This window comes from Desulfotomaculum sp. OF05-3 (assembly GCF_003435535.1).
GTDB classification, from domain to species: Bacteria; Bacillota; Clostridia; order Lachnospirales; family Lachnospiraceae; genus Pilosibacter; species Pilosibacter fragilis.
Genome location: NZ_QWGO01000004.1, coordinates 1 through 26,828, shown reverse-complemented (window position 1 = coordinate 26,828; position 26,828 = coordinate 1). Strand labels below are relative to the sequence as shown.

Sequence of the window (26,828 nt, the reverse complement as noted above, 5' to 3'; positions counted from 1 at the left end):
AGCTATTCTCTGGGTTTATACTTGTTATTCCTAAGTCCTTTCTTTTTGTTTCGATTAGGAGTGAAGCGATTATTCCCACCTGCATAGGCATTATCTGAACTATTATATGGTTCAGACTGGGATTTTCCGTTGTGCCTATCGTTTATTAAATTGCCATTAAATACGGAGTGTTCATTTGGATTTGAACGCCCATTATCAGATCTACGAGTACCGCTAGATTCTGATGAAGTAGCGGCATAAGGAGTTTCGCGATAACTGGTATCACCTTGGCGATCTGGAACCTTATACCAGGTTGAGGAACCTGCGCTGTTGACTTTTTGGAATACCTTGTTTGTAGATCCGTCTGCAATGTTGCTCCAATAATGGTCTGTCTTAATACCCTCGTTACCGTTCAAGTCAACTTTTCGTTGAACAGTAAGAGTATCTTTATCCAGAGAAGCAGACTCAATGGCTTCGTTTTTCAACTCAGGCATATATGCTTTTGAAACATTGGCTCCAACAGATCCTGAGAATGAATAGTCTTTATCAAGAAGATCCTCAACATTTTTCCCAATCCCATTAGCATCAAAACTACCAGTCTCCGAATTATATAATCCGTGAATAGAGGAAGCTTCGCCATATTTTGGAGCGTTTTCCATAGCTTCATTGCTGACAGCTATCTTAGATGCATTATCGAAGTAAACTGGATTTCCTTCATTATCAATTCCACCGTAAGATTGAGCTGCATATTGTGGACTCGCCATGTTTGCAGCAATCTGCTCTCCTGTCGCAGTGCATCCGGTATATGCATTCTGATAAATATCAGGATCCTCAGTTTGACTCCATCCAGCTTTGCTCAGATCAAGTGACTTACCATTTGCATCTACAAATCCAGACTCACTGCCATTGGAGGCATAAGAAATATTGCCGGCATAATCATCATTGAAGATATATTGATCATGCATAAGGGCATCCATTTCTCTCGCAGAAATATAATTTCCATCTGGAGTCTTGTAGGATTCTTGAAAATGCGTTCCCTCAGTGGTTGCAATTTCATTTTCAGGTACTGGGTTATTGTTGGCATCAAAGCATACATCGCCGGCATATTCGTATCCATCCGGAAGCGGCATTTTCGGCGTGGTATTGAAATCAGCACGATAAAGTCCGTCTGAACCTTCACCAATAACTGTATTGTCCGATAGGTTGTCCGCATGCTGATCATTAAAAGGTGAAATTCTGGCAATCTCATAGCCATCTGCATCCCGCAAAATTAAAGAATCACTTCCATCGTCCGCAGGACTGATAGTGGATCCCTTAAGCTCCTCGGATGAAACAAAACCGGAATTATCGAGGAAATTATCAGTACCATTTAAGTGAGCTTGCGCGAATTCTTTATAAGAGCTACCATCGTTAATATCATTCATTTGATATGGAGAACCCGTATTTTTCAAGAAGCCGCTTGTTTCGCCAAAGCTGACTTTTTGACTGATTCCATCTGGCTGTGTTTCTGAATAGCTCATCTTAGAGAGCTTGCCGTTTTGATCTTTGTATTCAAGTTCAAAATTACCATTCTGTGCGGTACCGCCCATAAATTCACCTTTACTAAGCTGCTCTTTCATATTCTCTGGAAGAAATTTTTCTGCGTAGGCACGAGCTGCCTCTCCGTTCAAAGAGAAATTTGGTCTGTCTTTCATGAATTTATAAGACTGTTCACGTCCCATATTTTTTACATGTGTAGGATCAGATACAGATTTGACTGAATCTGCCTGTTTTGACAGCCCTTGAGCTGCCTTCCTCTGTGTCCTTGTGGTCCCGTTTGAAGCATTTCCTGCAAAAACAGTAGCTGGATTTAATCCGAAAGCATGCTGTGCTGCTCTTGCGCCACGTCTTAATCCGGCTCCAGTAGCAAGTAAAGTATTTGCGACACCTTGACCTAATTGTGCGGTTGTAAGACCCAAAGCTGCAATGTGAGAGTCAATGCTTTGTGCAGTTTTTAAGAATGCTAAAGCAATGAAGCACCACAGGATTCCCCCACAGGTATAGCCATTTACAGTTACGGATTTTTCCATAGGATTATCGATAATTGCTGATTGGAAAATTACCATGAACCATAGATTGAGAACCAGAATCAAAAGTTCTGAGAAAAACATTCGAATCCATGATCGTGTGATTGCATCAGTATCTTTACTGACAATTGGAACGCACGCAAGCGGCATTGTATAATACATAACACCAATGACAACATAGCGCTCTGCCATTTCAAGCACGAGTTTAAAGTAGTTCCATGCAATCGGGATTGTCAAAATAAATGCAACAAGTGCTTCCACAATGTTCATTCCGGAAGAATCATTGTCAAGAAATGATTTCTTAACAGAATCACACAAATTGGAAAACACAGTTCCGTTTGTAATGGTGGCATTGTCCAAAATTTTCCAATAAACCGTATCGGCAAGCCCCATAAATGCGTTTATTACTCCTCCGATATTTATCATCACAACATAAGCCAGTACCATCTTTACTGTAAGAGTTATGGGAGACTCATACGTTCTTGAAAATGGTGAAAGCTGGTTGGAAAACAGTTTCCAAAAATATAAAGCTATGATCAAAACTGCGGAGCATGTGTATACGATATTCCATAGGGTGGTTGCCCCTGGAAAGTACTTATCAAATGTGATCAAATTTGGGGAAAACGCATATACTAGCTGTTTGGTGACTAGATCGACACAACTAAGAACAGTGGTCTGAATCCATGACAGCAACGATTCCCATATAAAATCAAGAGCACCCATAAAATGATGACCTCCATTGTTCTAGTGAAAAGGGCGCATATATAAATGCGCCCTAATCGATGATGCTAATGATGCTATTTTATGTTTTTAACATCGGTTATGGATTTGCTCGTCATACTGGTGCCAAGGAAATCTTTTGTTTTTACCAAGATCCAAGGTGCAATGATGATGATTGCAAAGCCAATGACTACTTTAATTGCGACATCCTTCCACATTTTAGATTTCTGCTGATCACTTGTGAGGTAATGTGCTGCAATTGCAAAAACAAGGAAAATCAAAGTACATACATTGATTACCGGAACCATTGATTTGTACAAAGAAACAAGCTGGTCTACAAACTCAGAGAACATATTGTCATTAGCAGCGGCAAACACTGGATAAGCACATCCGATAAATGCTGTGCCAAATGCAGATAAGCGGTATACTTTACTCTTTAATGCATCTTTGATATAACTCTCCAATTCAAACAGCTTCATCTGAAACTTAAGTGCAAATAATGTATTCATGTTATCACTCCTTTCTTAGTGTTTTATGTTTTCATTATATTGGTGCATACAAAAAATGTCAATAATAACAGAAAAAACATGCGAATATTGGCATTTTTGGACGTGAATAATGTGCATTCTTGTGGTGCATCATTTTATAGAAACGTAGTTATGTATCAGAACTGATGTTTGTACCACATAATTTTAAAGGGTCTCAAATTGAGACCCTTAAAAAAAATAAGAGGCATCGAAATAGATGCCTCTTATTTTACAGTTAATGGAATGACATTTGTGTAAAGAAGCCTACATCATCGTCATCATCGTCATCGTCAGATAGCATTGGTTTAGCGGTAACAATATCTGATTTACTGCTATTACTAGCCAAACTTTGAGAAGATGGCTGCGCGATTGTATTACTTCGAGCAGTTTCATTTGATGCATTGCCATTGGCTACGACAACATTTGAATTTGTAGACTGGATCTTTTCTGGAAAAGTGTCAAATACATCATTCGAAAGATTATCACCGGAAATATTAGGTGAAACAATCTCCTCTTTGTTTGAAGACACAATTCGTCCGACCAACTCAATCATGTCTTTATCAAGGGATTCTATTCGTTCGACAAGCGATATCGCTTGCTTTGGATCATCATCATATGAATATCCAAGCTTATTCATGTAAGGAACAATTGCCTTTAAATCCCATATTTTTCCGCTTTCAGCAGAATAAAACAGCCTGTCCTGATGCTGGAGGTAAAAGAGAATCAAAGCAGTTATAAAGCGCCCTTGTCTACGCCCAAATGATGCGAGATAATCGTGCGCCTTTAAGGCGTCTTCGGAATTCACATCAAAACTGATTGTCGATGATGCTCTTTTGCGTTTTGCATCAGTCATAGTATATCATCCCTCATTCCTTTAATTATTCTTCATCAGCTGACTCTTTATGTTCCCAGTCAAACTTAGCCCAATATTCATCTAATGCTTTTTTCTTAATTTTATATTTGGGAACAGCGGCAATGGATTCATACCCAATCGCATTCGCACGATTATCTGTAATGGATTTCCACTCGTAAAAGCCAAGATCACTGGAAACCTTTCGCAATTCATCTTCCAGCAAAAGCGGACCGCCCCCTAATGTTACAACTGGAGTAAGGGAAAATTCGGCTCCAGCCGTAATCATTGAAGTAAAGAGATTTTTTAACCAGTCATATGCCAGTTCGTGAATCCTGGTGCTGAACTTTACATAAATGGAACTTGATTCATCTTTACCGGATAAGACATCAGCAATCTGTAATGGGGAGACATTGTTGCCGGTTTCGCTGCGAAGCTGCTTGGAAATCTGCATGAAAAGTTTTTTGACACCTTCTTTATAACTATCAATACTATCGCTTTGAATTTGATTGCGGACCATACGCATTACATCAGTAGTGATTCCACCAATGTCGATGAAGTAAACATCGTTCAGACCTTTAATAAGACTCTTATACTGAGCTGCCGCACCCCAACACTGGGCGGTTACGAAAACATCTTCGATGATAAAATCAAATGGAATGTTTTTGTAATAAAACTTAACCTCTGAACCAGGACGATAATATTCTTTATATGCAATTGCGTTTTTTTCGTTGAAATCTCCCGGAGGCATTCCAATTGCAAGAACAATTCCTTCCTTATTGCTAATAGAAATACCTCTTGCAATCGCCTCTTTCGCGATAGAAAACAAACTCAAGATCCACATTTCATCCGTAGCTGTTTTGTCATTAGCGAAATTAAAAGGTTCTAAAGTGGGTGTGTAATATTCTGTTACACCGTTGTTTTCAATTTCAATATATTCTGTTGCAAGCTTATTCAGAACCAAATCTTTTTTGTAACCACTTGCAAATACGGTATGTCTTGATTTAGTATCGTGATTGCCTACATCAATTCCGAATAAACCAAGAATACTCCTCTCCTCTCCGGAGAAATCCTGTAAAGGTTTCAAATTCATAAAATAGCCTCCTTTTTATGTTCTGTAACGAATTATAGTACATTCCATGATAAAAGTCAATTATTACGGTCTAAATATTTGTTAATACGTTTTAATTATAAAGCATAACGTGATATTCAAAACAATATATTGACATTAAATAGGACAAAGCTTATAATGAATTTAAAATAGGAAGGGAGAGAAAAAATGTCTGTTATTCGAAAAATCGGAATCGCAAATGAGAAGGGTGGAGTTGGAAAAACTACAGCTGCAATCAACGTAGCAGCCTGCTTAGAAGAGGCTGGATACTCTGTGCTTGCAATTGACTTGGATTTACAGAGAAATTTCACAGATGCGATGTTGCAGGACCGTGTTTCTGAAATAACAAAAACAATAATCAATGTCGCGGCTGGAGAGTGTGAAGTGGGAGAAGCTTGTTACCCGATCTATATAAAATTTAGCTCGAAAGTGCGCCCGAAAAGAGTTCACATCGATATGATTCCTGCACCGGAAAATGAAGATGTTAAATTCTTTTCTGATCCGCTTGCGTTGAGAAAAGCATTTGAGAGTATTTCAGATAAATATGATTATGTGATCATGGATTTTCCGCCCGAAAGACCATACGCGGAAGTGGGTGAAAATGGAAAAGAAAGTAAATTCAGTTTATCTTCATTGGCATTAAACGCGTGTGATGAAATTATAACACCATGTACAACGGATACGGATAGCTTGAAGGGGTTCTCAATCTTAAGTAAACATGTGTCAATTATAAAACAACTGTATAATCCGACATTAGAAAAAATGTCATTTTACATCTCTTCATATGCCGGATATAGCGCAGAAAAAGAGTTTCTGGATTATTGTGAAACGATGCCAAGCTACTCCGGAATTTGTATTCCGAGTTCTGGAATCGTTAAGGGGAGTAAAATGATTGATCGACCACTTGCGTGGTATAACACGAATTCTAAGGTTGCTCAAGCGTTTAAACAGCTTGCAGAATACATAAGGTAGGTGCAAAATGGCAAAAAATATTTTTGGAAATCGTCCAGGTCTTGAAAATATGAATTTGGGAATCACTGAATGCACACCGGTCAATCTGGAGATGTCGTTGATTGACGAGAATCCTAAAAACGAGAAAATCTTCAATATGAGTAAAATTGATGACCTGGCTAAGTATATCAAGGAAAAGGGATTTTATCAGCCAATATTAGTCTTTCAGAAAGAAAATGGTCGTTACGAAATTATTGCCGGACATCGTAAATATAGAGCGAAAAAAATGAATGGAGACAGAACAATACCTGCGGTGGTTAAACAGGCCCCAAAAACTGAGGGAGAGCGTTCATATCAACTCATTATGGATAACATGCAATCCAGAACCTTAACTCCGATAGATACTGCTCGTTCGATGAAAGAACTGTCTGAAACATGGATTCAAGAACAGAGAGAGGCAGGAAACTTGACTGGAAAGAAAAAGGATATCCTTGCAGAGATATTTCATTGCTCGGCGGCAAAGGTTTCAAGATTGTTGAGATTGTTGCAACTCGATGACAGCATGCAGGCACTTATTGCAGACGGAATTATATCAGTAGATGCGGTTTCACCTCTCTATCCGGCTGAGGGCGATCCAGATGCGGCATTACAGAAACATGTTCTTCAAGGAATCAATAAGATAAGGGAAAATGATAGTGAGGCAATAATCACAAAAAAAGACATAGAAAAACTCGTTGCATGCTATAAAACTGTGGATGCAGGAAAAACAGATTCTACGGAAGAAAAAGGAAAAACAGTGAATCCAAAAGCAACATTCAGAAAGATAACAAAGAATATAGAAAATATTTTTGAACTGGAAGGATACGAACTCACAGAGGATGACCGAGAGACATTGAAAGCTTTGGCAGAAAAAATTGATCATCTTCTTAATTCGTAGAATATGTTTCAGTAATACACATGGATAAAAAAGGTCTCAACTTGAGACCTTTTTTTATCATAAAATATATTTTTAAGTTAATCTTATATATAAGCTATGATAAAGGGTCTCAACTTGAGACCCTTTATCAATCAACACAAGGGGTCTCAAGTTGAGACCCTTTATGAAAATAAATCGGTATTCAAACAGAAAAGCTTATATATGTTAATGTTGCAAAAAAATAAAAGAGGATTTATATAAATCCTCTTTTATTTCGTGACCGTAACAGAAAACTTGCTTTGCTCCACGATAAAGGAATCCTTTATAAAATAATACTCTACATTATAGAGAACACCTGGTTCCGTTGAGGATAGGCTTTTTACAAACGATTTTTTATCTGCCTGGTTCATCTGAGCAACATCGGAAATATACTCTACACGAGTAATATTTGTTCTAGCAGATGTTATTCTAAACTCGTGGATGCAACGGCTGCGGACTGCTTTTAAACAGTACGGAGTATCATTCCACGATATTCCAGATCTATTGTTCGATGCCATAGCAAGAGCGTCTTTGCGGCATTTAGCTTCAATCCGTTTATACCCGTATTGAACATATAGTGCTGTATATGTTCGGTAAGAATTGACTTCGGTTTCTACTGCAGCAAAGTCATGTGGTGACATGGACGCAAGTGCGTTTTCTATATCTATATCGAAGACACCTGCTTTCATGTCATTATTTGTCCAGCCTACTAAAGGAGCTAGGAAGCGAAAGAGTGGTTTCCCGATTTCTAATATTCTCTTTGTAAGATCACTCATTAAACTTCGCCCCTTTCTTTTGCAAGATAATAATCATCGATCCCCTTATATTTGGGGTTCCATTGAAGTCGAACGACTTCAAATCCTTGATTTTTTATTATATCATAACTTTTTGCAAGATATTTGGCAACATTTTTATTGGTCAAGTAATCCATGTCATAAGCCTGATATATTTTTTTGAAACCGAGTTCCTTTAAAAATTTAAGCTCAGTTTCCAGTGGGAAGATACAGTTTACTCCTGGTACGCAGATAGCGGGGTAACCTGTCTTCTCAAAAAAAATATCTCCTTTTAACGGACCTTCTGTCAGGAGAATTCCTTTGTCGGGGGTCAATTTGGGAACAAGAGCGCCATGATCCATTACAAAATCAGCAGCGTAATGAATATAACTATTTGCAGGTGTTCCAAACGACAGCCCCTTTGTTGAGAGCCATCCGTATTTTTTCTCCTTATCCATGATTCGCATTTTATTGCTATCAAGGAGATAATTCCCTTTTGCATCTTTCTTGTAGAAAGTTTTGAGCAGAGAATCGTCTTTGCGAATCTGGAAGCCCTGGATAAGTCCATTACGATTCAAGATAGGAATTATGATTCCACGTTTGAAGCCTCGTAAGCTCCAAACACCCTTCTCGGTTTTGTAGAAGCCTGGTATGCCATCTACATACAGACCCATTTCCATCAACTTCAATGGATATTCCTCAAAAGAGGAGACTGGAAACGATTTATATTTCCGTAAAGTGATTGTAAAATCACTCAATCCTCTTTTTTGGGTGAGATCCATATGATGGTCTTCAGCCAGACTTAACATATCCAATAAAGCCGAATATGTCAGGTTACGTTCTTCAACGGAGCGCAACGAGCACTGCTTCACTTCAGACGCTTTTATTTCCTCCTGTCTGGCTTGAATCTTTTTTGCCCGTTCTTCATGTTCCGAAGGGGTTGTACCATACAATCGGCTCATGACTTCTTTCCTTGCCTCTTTAAGACTGAGGTTTTCTTTCCCCTCGCAAAAAAGATAAAAGGCAAGCAACCCTCCGGAACTTTCACAGCTCCAACATTGGAAGCAACCCTTCTGAAAATTTATATTCAGGCTGCGTTTCCCGCACATGGGACACACGGTTTCATACTCCGCGCGCCCATCTGGAGGAATACTAATTCCCTCCAATGTGCAGATATCCAGCATTGTGAATGGAAAATTATTCATTAAAATTCCTCCCTGTTAGAAAAATCTGCGGGTTTCTCTCTTCGAAAAGATATCTTTCTCGTCAAGGTTTAATGTGGAAATTCCCATTTGTTCCTCAACGGAAGTCTCGGAGTTCGAAACAGCGATATCTGGGTTCACTACTGTTTTATCCGCAGAATTATTGCTTTTTTCAGAAACATTCGGCTCTTTTTTTTCAGGATCTTGCGCATCCTGTTCTTTTATTTTAGAGTATGATCCTCCGGTTGTACCGGCATACTCAAGATGCATGAGCCGAAGAACAAGCCCTTGAATTGAACGGCTTCTGCCATAAGATTCTGACTCAGGATCACCCTGTTGCTCTTTTGCTTCAAGGACTTTTATGGACAAATCCATTGTAGCCAACAGATGCACCATGCTTCCTTTTTGAAGCTTCATTCTTTTTACGTGTTCCACCATTTCTGATGGAACCGAAATTCGATAGTTATTATATCGAGTATTCTTCTCATACCTGGCATCGTACTCCTTGCATCCTACTGTAAAGGAAGCGACTGTACTTCCGGAAGTATCGGATGTGTAACAGTTGAGTCCGTTGCCTAATACGATTGCATCTCTAATATCTACGATAGTCATTATAATTTCCTCCTTTTTCACAAAAAAAGGTCACATGAAAAAATCATGTGACCTCAAATTCCTTTTACACAAACAAAAATACTATACTAATAGTATACAATGGAATGAAAATATTTTCAATATCTTTCTTATGCGATTTTCTTCTTCACAAGATAGTATTGATTGATAATGTAGGTATCCTCATCCTTGATGATGGAAAAAGCATTTATTGGATATATAGTTATCATTGTGCCAGGTTGAATTCCGCCTTTCCACCGAAGAGTCATCGAATTGGCATTTGTGATATAGCTATACAAACGATTATTGCTATCAACAAAATAGACACATACATATTGCTTTCTCCAGCCTTGACGTTCGATTTGAACGCATTTTCCAGTAATGGAAAGAATCTCAGAAGAACGAAAATGTAGAAGCAGGTATAAAGCATATACTAATAGTACAGCAGAAATAATGAAACCGACCAGCGCAATCGAAAGTGAGGTCAAAGCAACTCCAGAAAATACTGCGACTACAAAAATAAATGCGGAATAGCCTAGAAACTTATAAGTGTATATGCGCAATGCAGATGGGACTGCATTCCAATTATGTAGATTTTTAAAAAAACAATTTTTGAAAAAAGTATTTAGCTTATCCAAGAAGAAACAACCTTTCATATATAATGCGATTACTGTAGCGTAGAGGCAGACCAACCGATCGGAATTATGTAGCCTTTACATAAGAGAACATTGACATCACAAAGAAATTCTGTATAATCTTGCTGAGATCGCATAATAAAATATTCCAGAAAATAATTCCTGAGTGTTGCAAACGGATGATTCTGCAAATAACGCATAATTGAGCGCTGCTGTTCTGATGCAAAAACGGTACCGAGAAAGACTTTTACTCGCTTCAGCATGTACGAAGCGAATGATTTAAAATTATGACACATCGACAAAGATTGCTGAAATGGTTGAATGGATTGGACAAGATTCAGCATACATTCTTCTTTAGTGGCGGATTCCTTCATGGAAAGCAACTGTAATTCTTCTAATTCATGAACGCACCGAAGAAGCGGCTTTTTATGACCGTCAGCTTTTTCCCACATTTTACTGGCAATTTCATACATATCATCTTCAGAAATGATTTCACCATGACAAGCATACCAGATCATGAATTGGAACTCATCCAGTGAAACAATATGATATCTCTTTTCGTTCTCACATAAATTTTCCTGAGAAGAGCGTACTAATACAAAATGTTGGCGTGAATCAGAGTTGTATCCCTGATAAATGCCAACACTTGTATAGTAACGATAGGGAAGATAAGAATTTTCCATAACACTCCTTTTCGAGTGACTATGATAAGTTAGGTTTGCGACCTTATAATAATATTATACGTTTTTCTTCAGGAAAACTCTCGCTTTTTTTGAAATAAAATTCTTACAATTTTCTTAAATAAGAAAAAGGCAGCATTGTTATGCCACCTTTTTCTTCCAAAACAACTGTAACTTTTGAGTCAACCCAGTATCTCTGTTACCAGACCGATTTTTGATTGCCATGTTTATAGCAAGTTTGTTCCCCGCTAATATGAATTTTTCTTTAGCTCTGCTGATTGCAGTGTTGAAAAGATTCATTTGTAGCATCTCTTTGTATGATGTCAGAAGAACAGAGATGACAACCTTGAATTCTGAGCCTTGACTTTTATGAATTGTCATAGCATAGCCAAGTTCCAGCTCTCCTAGCTGATCAACAGCATAGATTTCCTCATGATCATCAAAACGAACAGTTATGGATGAATCATCGACCTCTGTGACAAAACCAAGATCTCCATTGCTGACGGAAACCTTATTTTTGAGATTCATCACGCGATCACCAAGCCTGAAATAAATGTGGCGTGGAGCATAATAGAGATCTGGTTTATTCTCAGAGGGAGGATTTACTTCTTGCTGCAATAGATTGTTTATTGCATCGCATCCGGTATCACCTCTCCTATAAGGGGTCAGGCAGCATACATTTTTTAACCCACATCGCTTTACTTCGGATACAAAGGCGGACACAATATATTCCTTTGCTTCTAAAGATGTAGACGATTCCAACAGAACAAAATCATCGCCGTATTCCAGAGATAAATTCCCTTTAATGATTTTGCGACAATTAAGATAAATATTGGAAGTATAGAACTGCCTAAAGACTTTTGTCAAATAGACTGTGGGAATGACCCCGCTGTCAATCATGTCCTTCAAAACAGCTCCAGGACCTACGGAAGGAAGCTGATTTGGGTCACCAAACATGATGATTTGGTTTCCGGAGATAATGCTCTCAAATAGCTTCGAAGCCACTTGAATATCTAACATAGAAACCTCATCAACAAAAGCACAGTTTTCTTCAATTACTGTGTTTGCCTTGTAACTATCAGATCCTACGCCAAGATTTAAGTGCTTGTGAATCGTAGAACTGTTTTTTCCGGTAGATTCTTTCATCCGTGATGCGGCGCGTCCGGTTGGGGCGATGAATGTTAAGGTTTTATGCATTACCCGTTCCTGAATATCGGCAATCACCTTAATGACAGTGGTTTTTCCGGTACCCGGTCCACCAGTCACAATAAGCACACCGGACAGAATGGCGTACTTCACAGCTTTTCGCTGTTGCTCATGCAGCCGACAGGAAAGCAGTTTTTCTGAGTTACAGATTTCCTCATCTATATTGATGTTAGGGGTCTTGTAACTGGAACAGATCCGGTAGAGCTGTTTGACAATATTATTTTCCAAATCAAACATCTTTTTCCGATAGGCAGCTCCGTTATAGTATATAACTGCTTCGGTATTCAACAGCAGTTCTTCTGCTTCAGATAAAGTAGAAGGGGCGGCTTTCATGGAGACGGAGAGCTGCTTTACAGTCTTTTGATAAATGCTGTAAGGCATGCATACGTTTCCACTATGCTCATACTGTTCAAGCACATTTTGTATGATTGCTGCGGAACGCTGTATGCTCTGCTGCGGATTTTTTACTATCCGATCCACATCAGCGATTCGTACACCATAGTCACAAAGAATATATGGATTTTGATTTAAAATCTCTAATGTTTTGCGGCGATATTTCTGGAATACTTGTTCCAAAGCAGATTCCGGAAATTTATATTTTGCAAATTTTCGTGATAAGTGCTGGTAATATCGCCTCTTGATATAAGATGTTTCGATTTGATCCAATATTTCTGATGGAACTCCAGGAACAGTTTTGAAAAGGTCTGGGTTTTCATCCAGAATTTTAACTGAGTCGTTTCGAAACTTCTTATATATGAGTTCAGTTGTCTGGGAAGTAACACCATTAAAGGACAGAAAAAAATTTTTAATAGTGTTATATGAGCTTGGAAGAATCACTTCATATGTAGTGATCTTTAAAAGCTCTTTCTCCCATATGCCAGTGCAATCAAACTCACATCCGATAAACACGTTTGCGCCGATTGTTAAAATATGATCACCCACGGCGCAATGACAATGATTATCTTGAGCAAGTACAAAGCACCGGGCAAAATCACCCTGAAATGCTTCGCATTTTAATTTCATAGTCTCTCCTTCTACAAAAAGGAGAGGAAAATCCTCTCCTTTTATTCACGCTATAATAAATCGTCCGGATCCGGCAGATCATCATCTGCCACAATCGTTACTCCATTGAGTAAAATTGAATCGATGATTTCTGAATCCAGAAGGTCTTCAAGGTCTTCAGCGTCCGATTGAGAATTAAGCTCGTCAGAATCAACATCATCCTCATCGAGGTCAAATTCATCTGCTGCATTCATGCCATCCTCTTCTTCGAATGCTGACTCATTCTCACAGAGACCGATTTCTACAGTGATGGTTCCTGCTTCGTTTACTGTAGCATCTGCGAACTTCAACTGGTTTACCAACTTTTCAGCAATCAGTTGAAGAACCGGAAGATCTTCGCCCGGTGACAGAATGAAATTTGACTTTCCTGCTGCCACGGCAGCATTTGCAATATTACTGATTTCAATTCCATTGTCAGCAATATAGTTGCTCGCAATGAATGCAGCTGCACCATCAACCTTTTTCTCCTCTTTTTTGTGATCAGGTGTTGCTGCGGCTGCCGCAGGCTGTACCTGCTGCTGGACCGGACTCACAGTCTTTGTAGGTTCCGGGGCGGGAGCGGTAGAAGCTGCTTTCCGCTTATATCCATCTGATTCAACGGAAACAATTTTTCCATTGAATACGTGGATAGTGGCGATAGCCTGTAGACCATTCCGAAAGTAAATTTTTACCTGGAATGGCTGGTTGTGCTTCACCAGATACATGGTATTTGCTGCACATGGCTCCCAACCTTTCACGCTATCGAAATTCTTGAGAATCTGAATGTTCAATTTTTTGTAAAAACATTCAGCATCATCATTCGGTTTCGATGTGCTTTCTCCAGATCGATCTCTCTTAAGGAAAGATATAATCACATTACAAATCCAAAGACAAATGGACTTGTATTCAAAGATAAAACTGTTCCCGCTTTTTTTGCTCTTTATGAATGCGATAACTGCAATCACAAAGGCTGCATTTAATAATAATTTCATTTTTACTCCTTCGACTCTTGATATTATCTCCATCGACCCAATATATGGGATTTATGCCCGACAGCCCTTTGAAGGTAATGTCGGGATATTTTTGCTGCCGTTTGATGGCATATATTTTTGGACAAAAAAAGGTCCACCTATCCGTGAAAAGATAGTTGGACCTAAATTCCATATACATACAATACATCAAACATTTATCTGTATTATAATGGAAATGGTTCATTGTGTCAACAGAATGCTATAGGGTTACCAAAATTATGCCGCACGCAATAATTCCGAAGACAATACATAAGACCCCTTTTATAACATTCTCTTGTGGAATCTTGTTGATCTGCTTCGCAAGATCCGGAATGAGATCGTCATAATATCCGTCATAATTCGTGTCGTATATATCTTCCGGATTCTCCTCGATAGGTGCTGAGTCTGGAGTTCCAGCCTGTGAATCCTCAATGGAATCCTGGCTTTTTGCCCCTTTTTTAGAAGAGAAGAGTGGTTTAGAGAAAAATCCTTTTTTCCCAGCCTTGTCTTCCTTTTTGACTGATTCAGTGATATCCTCGTTTATCGGCTTGATGTCAGCGGAAGCTGAAATTGGATTAGTGCGGGCTGTATTGGCACTATCTGAAACAGCAGGTGGTTCAGACTGGAAAGAGCGCACAGGAGCCGCTGCCGGGGCAGATGGTGTAACGGGTCTAGCAATATTAACATTATTGTTATGCGGCTTTGCAATCGGCTGCTCAGGAACTATAAATGGCTGATCTATCGTTCCAAGTGGCTTCGGAGCTACATTGTTGCTGGATGAACTCTCATCATTGGAGAGAGAGGGCATTTTTTTTAAGCGAGTGAGCTTAGGAAGTGGAGCTTCGCTGTCACCGGCATTTTGAAGAAGCGTACCGCAATAAGGGCAGACACCGGTATTATCTGGTAATATTTTATGGCAAGATGGACAATTCATGAATTTTCTCCTTATCAAGTAAATACGAACATCAGTTTTTTGTGTGATGTAAACATTATAGCATGGGAGAGAAATAAAGAAAACGAAAATTGTAAAAATCACATATTTTCCGTGATTTCTGCAATAATGACACTTGACATTTTGGAAAACCGAAATTACTATAATAATACGATATATACAAGCGCAAGAGACAACATTAGTCTGTTTCCCAAGCCAATCTGGACTGCTTATAGGCAGTCCTTTTTGATTGCAGTGAGTGAACAAAAAAAGACCGGGCGTTGATCAATTATAAAATCATCGCCCGGTCTTCATGTTATAGGAATTTTTCAATTGTGAATTGAAGGACCCCGCGGTAGAAGCCCTTCTTTGCTTGTACAGTTACCGGCGTAGAACCAGGGAGAGAAGCGATAAGGTTTTCCCAGGTCCCTTCTGCCCGCATGCTGTGCACCAACTTGAACCAGCAAATTGCTTCGGCTGGTTTGCTATTATACAGGCAGGCTGCCTTGAATGCATTGTTATAATGTTCCATTGGTTCAAACTTTGAAGTAAAAACCAGGACAAACTGATTTGCATTGGCTGTCTCTGCTGTTGTGGCAGTGGAAATTGGTTTTGCCGTGGGCTTCGGAACGCCTTTTTTAGAAGCACTTTCCTTTGCTGCAAAGAAAGTAAGGCAGGTGCGTTTAAAAGCCTCTTCCTGCGCTCTGACAAGCGCATTGGTGAGGTTTACCGGAGCCTGGTCCTTATATGTGATTTCATTCGCAGAATATAATTCGCGAACCATAATCACTGACCGGTTATCGTCAAGAATGCTGATTCTGCATTTGACGACAAAATTTTCTTTGGATTCTGTTTTCACGATTTGAGGATCCGAATATTCCACACAGTAATTTGCCACACCAATGATCTCATCGAGGCAATTCCTTACTGCTGCAAAATCGGTGCCAGTCTCTTTAAGTTGGATTGCCAACATCTTCAACTTTTCTTCCATCTGGAACACCTCCTAGAGCGTGGAAAGTTCAGAGATGAATGCTCTGACGAGCAGCTGATAGTTGTCAGGTGGACAATATTTGTCCACTGCATCGGAGATAATGGTGCAGCTATCGCCATCGGCATCATCAACTATGATCTGTTCACACAGCTGAGGTAATGCACCAAAGAATTCTTTTTCGGAAGTTTCCCGGCGTTTCCGATACTCCTCCAGCTCATTGTACCGGTGCTGGATATAGCCCTTTAACAGGCGGAAGAGTTTATTGGCTCCTGGGATATCAGCACTATTGGCACATGCACGTGTGATGGTCTTCTCCAGCTCAGTAGCGGATTCTGGGGTGTAGTCTTTATATTTCTCCAGCAACTCGCTAAAAGCAGCGCACAGATCCATATAATCGTTCCTTTTACTCTCATAAATTTTCTTTTCCATATATAATTCCTTTCTTCGCTAATACGCAGCGATTTCTTTATAGATACCATTCTGATAAGAATATGCTCCTTCTGCTTCACCACAATAGCTGATATAAAAGCTGATTTTGAGACCTGCTTTTTTACAAACCTCAGTTATGTTGGCTAAGGATTCCTCTAGGTTGCCGATATAGCCGGAGACCTTAAGGCGGCATTTACCATCGCAGTTATCAATGTCATTTTCACTGTACCGGGCAGTACCAAGTCCAATCTCGTTGATAACCCGGATCAACTTTTTCAGGTCCTCTTCACTTTCCGCTTCAAAGGATCCGCAGTTATAATCTGTTCTCATAATTTCAGCACTCTGGAACAATCCACGCCGAGCGATTTCAGCGATCAATGATTCATTACTCACATTACGCAGATGGAGTTCTTCTTCACCAAGCGTTTCGTAGACTCCATTCAGATAGGAATACGCTCCTTCAGCATCCCCACAATAGGTGATTAAGAAGCTGATTTTGAGATCTGCTTTTTCACAGACATCTACGATTTCCTTTAAGGAAACCTCGATATCACCAATGCAGTCGGTAAGTTCCAGATAAAATTTGTCATCTAACCGATACTGATCAGCTTCACCGCATGTGGCAGTTCCCAGACCTACCTCATCGATGATTCGAAGCAATTCCTTCATCGTTTCTTCATCTTCGGTTTCAAAGGTTCCGTTGTTGTAGTACGTCATGTCATTTCTCCTTTCTTATAAACAAAAAAGGTCATGGCAAATAATACCATGACCTCACATCCAATTACACAACAGAAAAAAACCTATATTCCGAGTATACTGTATCTGTGTGTCTTTTTCAAGCACTATTTTGTAACTATCTGTTCCATAATAAGATCTGCCATGTCACGTACCTGGTATTCGTTTCCTTCTGTGTACTGGAAACTTACCATGACAGGGATCCCATTGCTGTTAAATGTATAGCGGTAAGAGTAGATGTCTTCTCCGCAAGAGGGGAGTAACAATTCATTTGTTTTATTGAGTGGGTGAAGACTGTCCTTTATCTGGAAGAGATAGCACGGAGCACCATTCAATGAAACATTGCTGTCCATGGAAAGTACCGTGAATTCATTATTCATCTTATCTGGCTCATATCCAGTCTTCATATATATTTTTGCGATTTCATCTGTGATACCTGCATACTGTGCATAATCCGTTACCAGGCTGTGATCCTTATCCGAGCGATATATGATCTTGGCTCCGGTATAGATGGTATCATTTTCTGGAGCAGAGATAACGGAAAATCCAGCAGTGGTAGAAATACTCCAATCAGACGGGTAAGGAAGCTTGATTCCGGTTCCATCATTCGGAGAAAATATATCACTGGCAAATTCAAAGGCTGCCTCATTCCGGCTTGGCGTATAAGTCCCTAGGGTAGACATCATGTCGGTAAGAATTTTGTCCAGCTCTTCAGAGGATTTATCTGTGCTATATGCGATTAGTGCAAATCCCCGATCATCATAAGCCGTAAAGTAGGATATACAGAGAGGTTTTGAAAGCTTACTCAGATCATGAGATGAGAATTCGGCAGTGGCAGTTTCACGCGCAACCGTTTTATCTCCGATTGTGATATGGGTCACAGGATCCCGATCGATGACGGAGAGGGTATAGTTTTCTCCATCAATTGTATAGGGCATACGGTACAAGGCATCCTGGATCTGATCCGAGTAGTATACTTCATCGCAATTATCAAAAGCCTGATTGACGCAGTATATGAAAATCTGTGTATTATCTTTTGTGAGATAAGTCTTATATGCGTCTTCTTTATCTACAGAAAAGTCCTTGGGATAGTTGATTGTAAAACGCTGTGCGGCATCGATCGTCAGCGTATAATTGTCCAGTACGGTATCATTATAGATTGCGGTATCTGGCAGATTTTCACTGGATACGCGAGTGGTTTCCGGCACAAGTTCTGTTTCTGTTTCAGTGGTTTCAAGGGTTTCTTTCTCAGACGAAATATCAGCAGAAGAATCGGAAGAGTCTGCAGCATCTGTCTCATCGGATGCAGAAACGGATGCCTCACTCAAGGATTCTATCGTATCTGGATTTTTTTTGTGACATCCGGAAATGGATAAAATAAGGAGAACTAAGATACCGGATTGCAATAATTTCTTAGTCAATCGAAAAACCTCCTAATAAATATAGTCTGCAAGATTGCAAAATGTTGAATCATTGCGTTACCATCTTATCATTGAGATTGTTTGATTGTCAACCGAGAGTGTTATTTTTTAATGTATATATTTTTCTTGAGAAGATCCTACTTTTATGATATAATAAAGGCAGAAAACAGGAGAGGAGATAATATGAAAAGTAAGACAGTTCTTTCAGAAAAGTCACTTGAAATTTTTACTGATTTTTCGAAAACATTAGAGAAGCAAAAAAGCCGTGACGATTATTATTATATTATCAACTCTTTCTGCCGTGACGTTGGAAAGGATTATCTGGATGCAGATTATGAGGACTTCCGGCAATATTTTGAAATGCTTGAGGAAAAGGCTGCCTCCGGACATATATCCTACAAAACGATCAGTGCAAAATATACCGTTCTTATCAGCTTTTCATCATATATCGTTTCCCATGCTGCAAAGTATGGAGTGCGATATAAAAATCACCTGGTGAGGATCCCGAAGCCGGCGATATCTGTAAATATCAAGCCGCAAAGCATGCCAACCCTGGAACAGCTGGATAAAATTTATACAGTTGCATCAGAGGATCCGATGATGTATTGCATTATCTCCCTGGTGAACAAATGTGGACTCACGGTAGAGCAGATCTGTTCATTAAAATTGGCAAACTTTCTTATCGATGCAGAAAATCGATGTGGGATGCTTTTTGCATTCCGGAGCAGTGCCGATAAATATATCAAGATTCCGGAAGATGTGTGCATGATTCTCGATGACTATGTGAATCATATAAGAAAAAGTAAATCGGAATTCCTTTTCTGTAACCGAAGGAATGATCCACTTACGAAAAGAGTATTGCAGATCCGGATGCAGCGGATTGTTACTGAGGCATCGGAGGGAGAAAACTGGAAATTTACGTTGCAGGATATCCGGAACCTTGCTGTTGTGATGATGCTTAGAGGCGGTGCGGAAAAAGAAGAAGTTGCGGACTACATTGGTGTCGAAAGCAGATGGATGCAGAGATACGAGAGAGCAGTGGCGGCATTTGACCTTGCCCCATGTGATTATATCAACATAAAGATCGCAAGATGAGAAAAATGCTTGATTTCTGATACGGCTCTGGGTATAATAAAGGAAAGTGATTATAAGAACAAAATGTTTACGGATCATTGTGTTGATAAAATGCATGGTCCGTTTCTTGATATTTAGAGCCATGCAATATAGATGCATGGCTCCTTCTATATTGGAAAGGAGATCAATGAGAAACGAAATCGAGAAAAAAATAAAACAGCTGCAAAGCTGTACCCTGGAAGAATATGATGCCATGGGTGGACACATACGAAACCACGTTATGGCGGAACAGGACGCACTAGCCAGTCTTGCGCAAAAAAAGTGTATCAGTGTCTTTTTTGAAAAAGAAGCACCAGAAGCCGTTATTCATGAGGCACTGACAAATCGCCTTGTACGAAAAAGACTGGAGACATGGTTGACCTCTCCTGCATACCATAAGCAGAGAAGAATCATCATGACATACCCATCGGACAGTAATATAGGCTATTGCTATCGGATGGACGGAAAAAATATACTGTATAATGAATGTAAGTATGTCTGCATGGTGTTTTTAAAAACGGACAAAGATGACTTCATCTTATATACAGCATACCCAGAAAATGAAAAAAAACTGGTACTCTTATAATAAACATATCTGAGAATCAGCAAAAAGCCAGGGTGTCAATTTGGTACCCTGAATAGAGAAAATCTCCGGACAATCGTACCGGGGATTTTTTGTGCAGTTAAAATAAGGTAAGGAGGGTAGTAGCGTAGAACGCAAACCAAAAATCAATAGACAGGAAAGGAATTCATATGAATATGAAAAAGAATATGTATAGCCAGACGGACAATACAAAAACTCAAAAACTTGTACAAACCAATATGGGAAGTATGCCATTAGAAGACTATTTAGAAATAAGGGCATGTCAGTATGGCTTTTCCTCGTATGAGGAGATGAAGGAAGATGGTTTGAGCATAGAGATCCCTGGCGATTGAATGCCTGAGAAAATAGGTTCTGGACAAGAAAGTCAAACAATGTTATACTGATGCTATCAGAAAAGCATGTTTGATTGTAAAAGGATGAAGGTTCATAATCTCAGGAGAGATTATGAACCTTTTTCTATATGAAATGAATCGAAGAACAGGCTGACATGGTGAAGCCTAAGAAACAATGAAATGGAGGGCAGGCATATGATCAATAATTTGATACAGTTAAAAGACGCAATGGATAAAAAAATGACATTTGTAATTGTTAAGCATTATATTCACCCAAACTGTGACGGACAGATCAGAATTCCAACGGTCGTTCATGGAGACGGTTTTTTCTCGATTGAAAAAGATAAGCCAAACAGTGAAGTGTCTGCCGCCAATGATTTTAAAGGCAGATGGTTTGAATATGGACGATCCAGTGACTGGGTTTTTGAAAATGGATTATGCAGGTGCGCACAGCACGGAAGAAGAATTTGGGATATTAAAGTCCTGGAGGAAAATCTTCCAGACATAAAGGCAGACTATGCAGCATACAGTTCCCAGCCTGGCACTTAGCAATTCCTGCTGCCGAATTGGATGCAGTGAAATAATATGAAAAATGACACGAAAGGATTAAGACCATGACAAGAAAAGATATCAGAGATAAATATAACATTGTATGCTTAGAACGTCCTGAGAGGGCAAATAAAGAATTATCCAATGGGGAAGCTAAAAAGTACGAGAAAAATCAGAAACTTCTAATTGAAAAATTTCACAGAATATTGGCAGGATGATGATTCTGGAGAAATTGATTAAGGTTACTCTCGCCAAAATGGTAGACAAACGGTGAGTCAAGTGCTATAATGTATATGTCAGTTTTTTCAGTACATATGTTAAGGGAAGAAAGGTTCATAGTCTCATTAGGGACTGTGAACCTTTTTTGTATAAAAAGCTGAAATAAACGAGAAGGAGGGTAGTAACACCGAAGGTGTAACCTGACACAAGAAAAATATAATGATGGAATTTGGTCAAAGAAGACCGATCTACAAAAACAGGAGGAAAATATTATGGTATACAATGTAAGCTTTATGTGCAATGGAGTTGGCTGCGCAAATCTTGTTGATGCCGATGCCGATATAGAAACGGCTAAAGAATACTTCATTCAGGAAAAATTGAATGGAGATAGAAGTCGGTTCGTTGGAATCTCTGAGAACAATGAATCCTACAAACCGGGAAAACCCATTCACAAAATGCCGAGCAACTGGAAAAAACAGTAAAAATCAACAGAAAGTATTTTGAATCCAATGTCATTAAGATAAGAGTCATTCGAGGTCTTGACACTCAAAAACGACTACAAATCTTAAAACTGGCATTAAGTTAAGGAATTATAAAATCAAAAGAAAATGTCTATCGAGGTATAAAAACTTCGGTAGGCATTTTTTATTTGCATTAGTCCTAAAAATACACATGCTTTTAGAACTGGATTTTCTCAGCCAGTCTGAATAAAGTTATTCTATTTGGAATTACATTATTCGTTTTGGAATACTGATATTCCTGCTACGAATATTCTTATGCTACACGGTATACGAACCAGACTGCCGATTTGGGTTTGAGATTACGCTTATCAGAGCGTCCTGCTCTTACAGGAGCCATGTATGCTAATATCTCCGCAAACATCGCATCTGGTGGTTTCTCGTTGTATAGCCTGTAATATTTCCGTACAATCAGACATGCCATTTTAAAATCAATCGCATGCGGATATTTGTGATTGGTCTGTGGTACGGATACACAAGCAATAGAACGACTTACCGCATTAAACATAATGAAGTGTGCGAATAATTCCATTTTGATGAAATCATCCTTCTTAGAATGAAAGTTGATGCCGCCTAACGCATATTTTAGCTCACGGAACGAAGTTTCTATATCCCATCGTTTATGATACATCTCTTTCATGCGTAGAATAGGGAACTCAAAACGGTTCAGATTCGTAAGCAACACTTCCCATTCTTCCCTACCAGTATCGAAGTTGTTGATACGAAACTTCACTACACGGCATTTAACATTTACAAACTGTTCAAAATCCCATCTCTGGTCTTTGGTATTCTTGGAACGCACAGATTTGTATTGCCTTTTGTAGTGATTTACAAGATGCAAGCTTGGTTCATCCGTATTATGATGTTGATTATAATAATGATTAGAGGTGGTCACTCTAAATGTCATCTCCATATCACACTCTTTGTCTGGGAGATTTGTAATCTCACGAATACCACCAAACTTCCCTGCTTTTGTACGGATAATGTAATAGCAATCTGACAGTCGGTTACAGGTTTCAATCATATTAAATCCGTCATAACCTCTATCCATAATTACAATGTATTTTCCGCAATCTAATCGTTTCAGCATATCAATGGCTGCATCACGCTCATTTACCGATGATTTTGGTTGTAATATACAATCCTGATAAATACGGTTTTCAATGTCATACAACAGATTTTCATGAACTTGGCAATATGGTTTCGTAGGTTCTCCGTTTTTTCGTGGTCGTCCGTTTGGAACATTCATCACAAATGCAGAATCTTTGTTGTATGGTGTTGTGAAATCAGAACCATCTATGGCAAATACTCTGTACTTGTCACCTAATAACTTAGGCTTATGCATGGTTGTGTTGTATTCCTGTAAGATATGCTCAAAGATTTCAGGTTTTAATTTGTCTTTCGCCTGTTCATAGGCGGATGCAGTCATACGTTCATCCAGATTAGGGAACGCATCCAGTAATTCCGCATTCAGAGAATTTCCCTGCATGTTGAGAGTGACTTTAATGGTTGTCGTAGCATTTAGCTTACGGTTTCTGGTAAAGTCACTCGGATTTTTGGTATACAAACCAATATTAGCTACTGTCTGGTCGATAACAGCATCTAATTCATCTAATATGTATGGTTGTATATCAGAGGACATAAAACATCACCTGCCTTCTGAAACAACAGATAGTCTTACGTTTTATCGGTTATGCTTAGGAAAAATATCGACAAATCGACTCATTTATGAGCAATTTTGACGTACAGATGGTGCGAAACATCTTGACAGAGAGACTTCTCTGTATTAGAATAATCTTTGTAAAATACATAACGAATTGATACGTAAGTATCGTTGAGTTAATGGAGCGTCAGTAATCTTTGGTCGGAGCACTGACGCTCTTAGTCTATAGTTATACATAATTATTATACCGCTTTATAACGCATAAATCAACTAAATAACATATTATTCATCAGTCTGAAAAGACTGATTTTTTTATTGTTTTTAAGAGTTGAATAATATCGAATTATGCGTTATAATATGTTATATAAATGTCATTACTACAAGGAGAACCAATAGATTATGCTATATGATGAAAATGTTACGATAAAACAAATAGTCTATTTGTTAATAAGTTGCGGATTTCAAAAGTGTGAACTCTGGACACAAAAAGCATACATAAATGCAAATCATACAACAAAGCGATTTCGTTCACATAGAATAGCGTCCAAGAAAATGGATTTATTATATGAAGCAGGAATGGCTTATAAGGATGCACAGAAATTAGTTATAATGGAAGGAGAGCAAAAAGTTAATAAAACAAATTCCTCATTACTGGGGGAACCATTATGGATAGGCACTATAGAGGAATTGTCCAATAAACAAAATCTATGGAATAAATCTGTGTGCGATTGCTGTATAAAAGGATTGTTCCGAAAGAAAATCCAAATAATCATAAAGGATGGTGATATGGATGCCTAGACCAAAGAAAGATGGGCGATATTTAAACTTATATCTCGACAGAACTCTACATGAGGAATTTGAGCAGTTCTGTGAAAGCCTTGGACAAACCAAAACGGTAGCTGCCGAGAGAGCTTTGCGAATGTATATGGATACTATGAAACAAAATCCAGAGCAGATAATGAGAGAAAGGAGATGCGATTGATGGGTGCTGATATTTGGATGTTTATAGAACACAAAAATCCTGCGACAAATAAGTGGAATCTAGTGAAAAACTCTAAATGGAGCCATAATATGGTTCCGATTGATAGAAATAATGGTCTATTCCATATTTTGTGTGGTTATAACAAGAACGATTTCAATGAACTTTCTGTGATTTGTGAATGCAAAGGTTTACCTTTAGATATAGATAAAGAAACTGCATTTTGGTTAGAAGATTTAGCTTTTACATCATACTTATCATTAGATGAAATACAAAATTTTGACTGGGATAAGGAAGTATACTATTTTGAGGAAGATTGCAAGCACTCCGAAATCGCTTGTGAATTTTATAATGAAACTATTCCTTATATGCTTTCAGTTGATACCAATTATCAAAACGTGCGTATTGTATTTGGATTAAGTTTATAAAGAAAGATTAGTTTTTGCGATATAAGGCTGTCGAATCTCCATTCTATGTGACTATCTTCAAATCTTTACATAGAAAAAGGAGAAATAACAATGCAACAAAAACAAAATAACAAAACTAGCCGAAAATACCTATTATCATTGCTGTATATGCTTAAAGATTTACTGTTCTTAATCTTAAAGAGTGGGATTATCGGAGCGTTAATTCTGAACATATTGATATATGCTGTTTTTAAAGAGCCTTTTGATGCTATAGGCTGTTTGGCGTATATTATATGTGGCGAAAGCATAGGTATCGTTATGGGTTACATCATCAAAGCTGTACGTGGACAGGACGAAGGAGATGCTTTTGCAAATGCAACAGGCGTCACAATGTACAATATGTACGCAGGAGTACATAACCTGCGTGTATTGTCTGGCAGTACGATTGGTTCGGGCATGTCAATTTTAGGATTGTTCCTCACAGTTGTTATATATGCCTTTATTGTGATATATTCACTGTTGTTGATACCCGTATCAATCGTTTATCTCATTATAATGTCCGTTATAGAAGCAATAACGCATGGAATACCAGAAACATTCGGATGCATACTGGATAAACTTATTATGGTTGTATCGGGCATCGGAAGTATCGCTTTGGTAATCCTTTTGATAGCGCAAATCGGATAAAAACAACCCTCCCTTTTCTCTTCTTCAGAGTTTTGGGAGGGTTATTGTTTGTTCAAATTTCTCTTAACTTAATGACGTTGATTTTGAATCACATTGTAGAAATGGATTGCTGACATTAGAAAATAATACTCACTGCTATATAGGTTATGAGGCATATAGAGAAGAGTTTGGATATGAGAGTTCTTTGTACGTTTGTTATAATGAATTCTGCTGTACTGAGTACCAGGATATAGAATTCATGCAAAAACTTTTGCAGTCTGAAAGCTTAATCAAAAAGTATCTTGAGGATGAAGAAAATTTGCTTGGAATGAAAAGAAGGTGAAATCATGATGGAGGCATTATTAGGATGTCAGGAAGAATTATATACTATGTTGGATGATCTGGTAGGTTGCGAAGATGATCCGGCATGCAAAGAAATGATTGAGAATATTTGACAGGAACTGGAAGAAATCGAAGGAAAGATTGGATCGAGCTTGATTTAATATCCAGCCTAAAGGAAGGAACATTTATATGACGGATTATGTAAAACGAGAAATAAATAATATTGAAGCGATTGCTTCAAGGTGTACAGAGAGCCAGGCAGACGGCTATTCACAGATTATGAGAATTTGCGAAGCACTACAGGAAGAAATAGATGAGGCGTATAAAAAGCCTCAATTTGAAGGAGCAACGAGTGATTGTGCCGGGTGGAACCTGGCATATGAGGTGTTACAAAATTCGATAATGAAGTTGAAGTCCTTCACAAAGACAACAGCATCAGCAAAGATGAACTGGTGCGTGATGAAGATGGGGATCTTACTTGGAAGATAACAAAAGATCTGGATGTAAAAGCCTGGAGATATTTATAGGAGAATATTTATGTTGGATAAATTATTGAAGAAACAGGATGAATTATATGAACGGTTAGATGTGCTGGAAGGGTGCGAAGATAACCC

29 protein-coding genes are annotated in these 26,828 nt (G+C 38.7%); 12 read left to right on the top strand and 17 right to left on the bottom strand.

Annotated features, from left to right (window positions below):
• Positions 1–2: 2 nt before the first annotated feature.
• The 4 genes from DXA87_RS03460 to DXA87_RS03445 form a co-directional block, all read right to left on the bottom strand.
• Positions 3–2,768: a hypothetical protein gene (locus tag DXA87_RS03460; RefSeq protein WP_117503255.1), complete on the bottom strand. Its 2,766-nt coding sequence runs from the start codon at positions 2,766–2,768 to the stop codon at positions 3–5.
• 74 nt (positions 2,769–2,842) lie between these two features.
• Positions 2,843–3,274, bottom strand: coding sequence for a hypothetical protein (locus DXA87_RS03455; protein ID WP_117503254.1), 432 nt, complete (start codon positions 3,272–3,274; stop codon positions 2,843–2,845).
• A gap of 253 nt (positions 3,275–3,527) precedes the next feature.
• Positions 3,528–4,145, bottom strand: coding sequence for a hypothetical protein (locus DXA87_RS03450; RefSeq protein WP_117503253.1), 618 nt, complete (start codon positions 4,143–4,145; stop codon positions 3,528–3,530).
• Positions 4,146–4,170: 25 nt separating this feature from the next.
• Positions 4,171–5,235, bottom strand: coding sequence for a ParM/StbA family protein (locus DXA87_RS03445; protein WP_117503252.1), 1,065 nt, complete (start codon positions 5,233–5,235; stop codon positions 4,171–4,173).
• Between the two features lie 186 nt (positions 5,236–5,421).
• On the opposite strand from DXA87_RS03445, the gene DXA87_RS03440 reads away from it, so the two are divergent.
• Together DXA87_RS03440 and DXA87_RS03435 are read left to right on the top strand one after the other, a co-directional pair.
• Positions 5,422–6,225, top strand: a complete 804-nt coding sequence (locus DXA87_RS03440) for an AAA family ATPase (RefSeq protein WP_117503251.1) — start codon at positions 5,422–5,424, stop codon at positions 6,223–6,225.
• A gap of 7 nt (positions 6,226–6,232) precedes the next feature.
• Positions 6,233–7,141 carry a ParB/RepB/Spo0J family partition protein gene (locus DXA87_RS03435; protein ID WP_117503250.1) on the top strand — a complete coding sequence of 303 codons (909 nt, stop codon included), beginning with the start codon at positions 6,233–6,235 and terminating at the stop codon, positions 7,139–7,141.
• Between the two features lie 248 nt (positions 7,142–7,389).
• On the opposite strand, the gene DXA87_RS03430 is transcribed toward DXA87_RS03435, so the two are convergent.
• The 12 genes from DXA87_RS03430 to DXA87_RS03375 form a co-directional block, all read right to left on the bottom strand.
• A complete protein-coding gene (locus DXA87_RS03430; protein WP_117503249.1) occupies positions 7,390–7,935 on the bottom strand; it encodes a hypothetical protein in 546 nt (181 codons plus the stop codon).
• A complete protein-coding gene (locus DXA87_RS03425) occupies positions 7,935–9,137 on the bottom strand; it encodes a DUF3854 domain-containing protein (RefSeq protein WP_117503248.1) in 1,203 nt (400 codons plus the stop codon). The genes DXA87_RS03430 and DXA87_RS03425 overlap by 1 nt, the downstream gene beginning before the upstream one ends.
• 15 nt (positions 9,138–9,152) lie before the next feature.
• Entirely contained in the window at positions 9,153–9,746 is a 594-nt protein-coding gene (locus DXA87_RS03420; RefSeq protein ID WP_117503247.1) for a hypothetical protein, read from the bottom strand.
• Between the two features lie 128 nt (positions 9,747–9,874).
• Entirely contained in the window at positions 9,875–10,381 is a 507-nt protein-coding gene (locus DXA87_RS03415) for a hypothetical protein (protein WP_117503246.1), read from the bottom strand.
• A 29-nt stretch (positions 10,382–10,410) separates the two neighbouring features.
• Positions 10,411–11,061: a hypothetical protein gene (locus DXA87_RS03410; RefSeq protein ID WP_117503245.1), complete on the bottom strand. Its 651-nt coding sequence runs from the start codon at positions 11,059–11,061 to the stop codon at positions 10,411–10,413.
• 138 nt (positions 11,062–11,199) lie between these two features.
• On the bottom strand, positions 11,200–13,287 hold the full coding sequence (locus DXA87_RS03405) for an AAA family ATPase (RefSeq protein WP_117503244.1): 2,088 nt from the start codon (positions 13,285–13,287) through the stop codon (positions 11,200–11,202).
• Positions 13,288–13,337: 50 nt separating this feature from the next.
• On the bottom strand, positions 13,338–14,297 hold the full coding sequence (locus DXA87_RS03400) for a hypothetical protein (RefSeq protein ID WP_117503243.1): 960 nt from the start codon (positions 14,295–14,297) through the stop codon (positions 13,338–13,340).
• 238 nt (positions 14,298–14,535) lie between these two features.
• Positions 14,536–15,249 carry a zinc ribbon domain-containing protein gene (locus DXA87_RS03395; protein ID WP_117503242.1) on the bottom strand — a complete coding sequence of 238 codons (714 nt, stop codon included), beginning with the start codon at positions 15,247–15,249 and terminating at the stop codon, positions 14,536–14,538.
• Positions 15,250–15,562: 313 nt separating this feature from the next.
• Positions 15,563–16,237 (bottom strand): hypothetical protein, encoded by a 675-nt coding sequence (locus DXA87_RS03390; RefSeq protein WP_117503241.1) that lies wholly within the window; start codon positions 16,235–16,237, stop codon positions 15,563–15,565.
• A gap of 12 nt (positions 16,238–16,249) precedes the next feature.
• Positions 16,250–16,666, bottom strand: coding sequence for a hypothetical protein (locus DXA87_RS03385; protein WP_117503240.1), 417 nt, complete (start codon positions 16,664–16,666; stop codon positions 16,250–16,252).
• An 18-nt stretch (positions 16,667–16,684) separates the two neighbouring features.
• Positions 16,685–17,383 (bottom strand): hypothetical protein, encoded by a 699-nt coding sequence (locus DXA87_RS03380; RefSeq protein ID WP_117503239.1) that lies wholly within the window; start codon positions 17,381–17,383, stop codon positions 16,685–16,687.
• Positions 17,384–17,508: 125 nt separating this feature from the next.
• Positions 17,509–18,822: a hypothetical protein gene (locus tag DXA87_RS03375; protein WP_117503238.1), complete on the bottom strand. Its 1,314-nt coding sequence runs from the start codon at positions 18,820–18,822 to the stop codon at positions 17,509–17,511.
• Positions 18,823–19,005: 183 nt separating this feature from the next.
• On the opposite strand from DXA87_RS03375, the gene DXA87_RS03370 reads away from it, so the two are divergent.
• From DXA87_RS03370 to DXA87_RS03350, 6 genes are all read left to right on the top strand, one after another.
• Positions 19,006–19,917 carry a site-specific integrase gene (locus DXA87_RS03370; protein ID WP_158553004.1) on the top strand — a complete coding sequence of 304 codons (912 nt, stop codon included), beginning with the start codon at positions 19,006–19,008 and terminating at the stop codon, positions 19,915–19,917.
• 166 nt (positions 19,918–20,083) lie between these two features.
• Positions 20,084–20,521, top strand: coding sequence for an RNase A-like domain-containing protein (locus tag DXA87_RS03365; protein WP_117503236.1), 438 nt, complete (start codon positions 20,084–20,086; stop codon positions 20,519–20,521).
• Positions 20,522–20,688: 167 nt separating this feature from the next.
• Positions 20,689–20,871: a hypothetical protein gene (locus tag DXA87_RS03360; protein ID WP_117503235.1), complete on the top strand. Its 183-nt coding sequence runs from the start codon at positions 20,689–20,691 to the stop codon at positions 20,869–20,871.
• Between the two features lie 195 nt (positions 20,872–21,066).
• Positions 21,067–21,420 carry a peptidylprolyl isomerase gene (locus tag DXA87_RS03355; RefSeq protein ID WP_199537899.1) on the top strand — a complete coding sequence of 118 codons (354 nt, stop codon included), beginning with the start codon at positions 21,067–21,069 and terminating at the stop codon, positions 21,418–21,420.
• A gap of 65 nt (positions 21,421–21,485) precedes the next feature.
• A complete protein-coding gene (locus DXA87_RS17885) occupies positions 21,486–21,638 on the top strand; it encodes a hypothetical protein (protein WP_158553003.1) in 153 nt (50 codons plus the stop codon).
• A gap of 273 nt (positions 21,639–21,911) precedes the next feature.
• Complete coding sequence (locus tag DXA87_RS03350; protein WP_117503234.1) at positions 21,912–22,121, top strand: hypothetical protein; 210 nt, start codon at positions 21,912–21,914, stop codon at positions 22,119–22,121.
• Positions 22,122–22,413: 292 nt separating this feature from the next.
• Here DXA87_RS03350 and DXA87_RS03345 read toward each other — a convergent pair whose 3' ends face one another.
• Complete coding sequence (locus tag DXA87_RS03345; protein ID WP_117503233.1) at positions 22,414–23,799, bottom strand: IS4 family transposase; 1,386 nt, start codon at positions 23,797–23,799, stop codon at positions 22,414–22,416.
• 420 nt (positions 23,800–24,219) lie between these two features.
• Here DXA87_RS03345 and DXA87_RS03340 point away from each other — a divergent pair, with 420 nt between their 5' ends.
• The 4 genes from DXA87_RS03340 (at position 24,220) to DXA87_RS03320 (ending at position 26,703) form a co-directional block, all read left to right on the top strand.
• Positions 24,220–24,618 (top strand): hypothetical protein, encoded by a 399-nt coding sequence (locus tag DXA87_RS03340; protein ID WP_117503232.1) that lies wholly within the window; start codon positions 24,220–24,222, stop codon positions 24,616–24,618.
• A gap of 183 nt (positions 24,619–24,801) precedes the next feature.
• Positions 24,802–25,227, top strand: a complete 426-nt coding sequence (locus tag DXA87_RS03330) for a hypothetical protein (RefSeq protein WP_117503230.1) — start codon at positions 24,802–24,804, stop codon at positions 25,225–25,227.
• A 90-nt stretch (positions 25,228–25,317) separates the two neighbouring features.
• Positions 25,318–25,893, top strand: a complete 576-nt coding sequence (locus tag DXA87_RS03325) for a hypothetical protein (RefSeq protein ID WP_117503229.1) — start codon at positions 25,318–25,320, stop codon at positions 25,891–25,893.
• A gap of 510 nt (positions 25,894–26,403) precedes the next feature.
• Positions 26,404–26,703, top strand: a complete 300-nt coding sequence (locus tag DXA87_RS03320) for a hypothetical protein (RefSeq protein WP_117503228.1) — start codon at positions 26,404–26,406, stop codon at positions 26,701–26,703.
• Positions 26,704–26,828 lie beyond the last annotated feature (125 nt).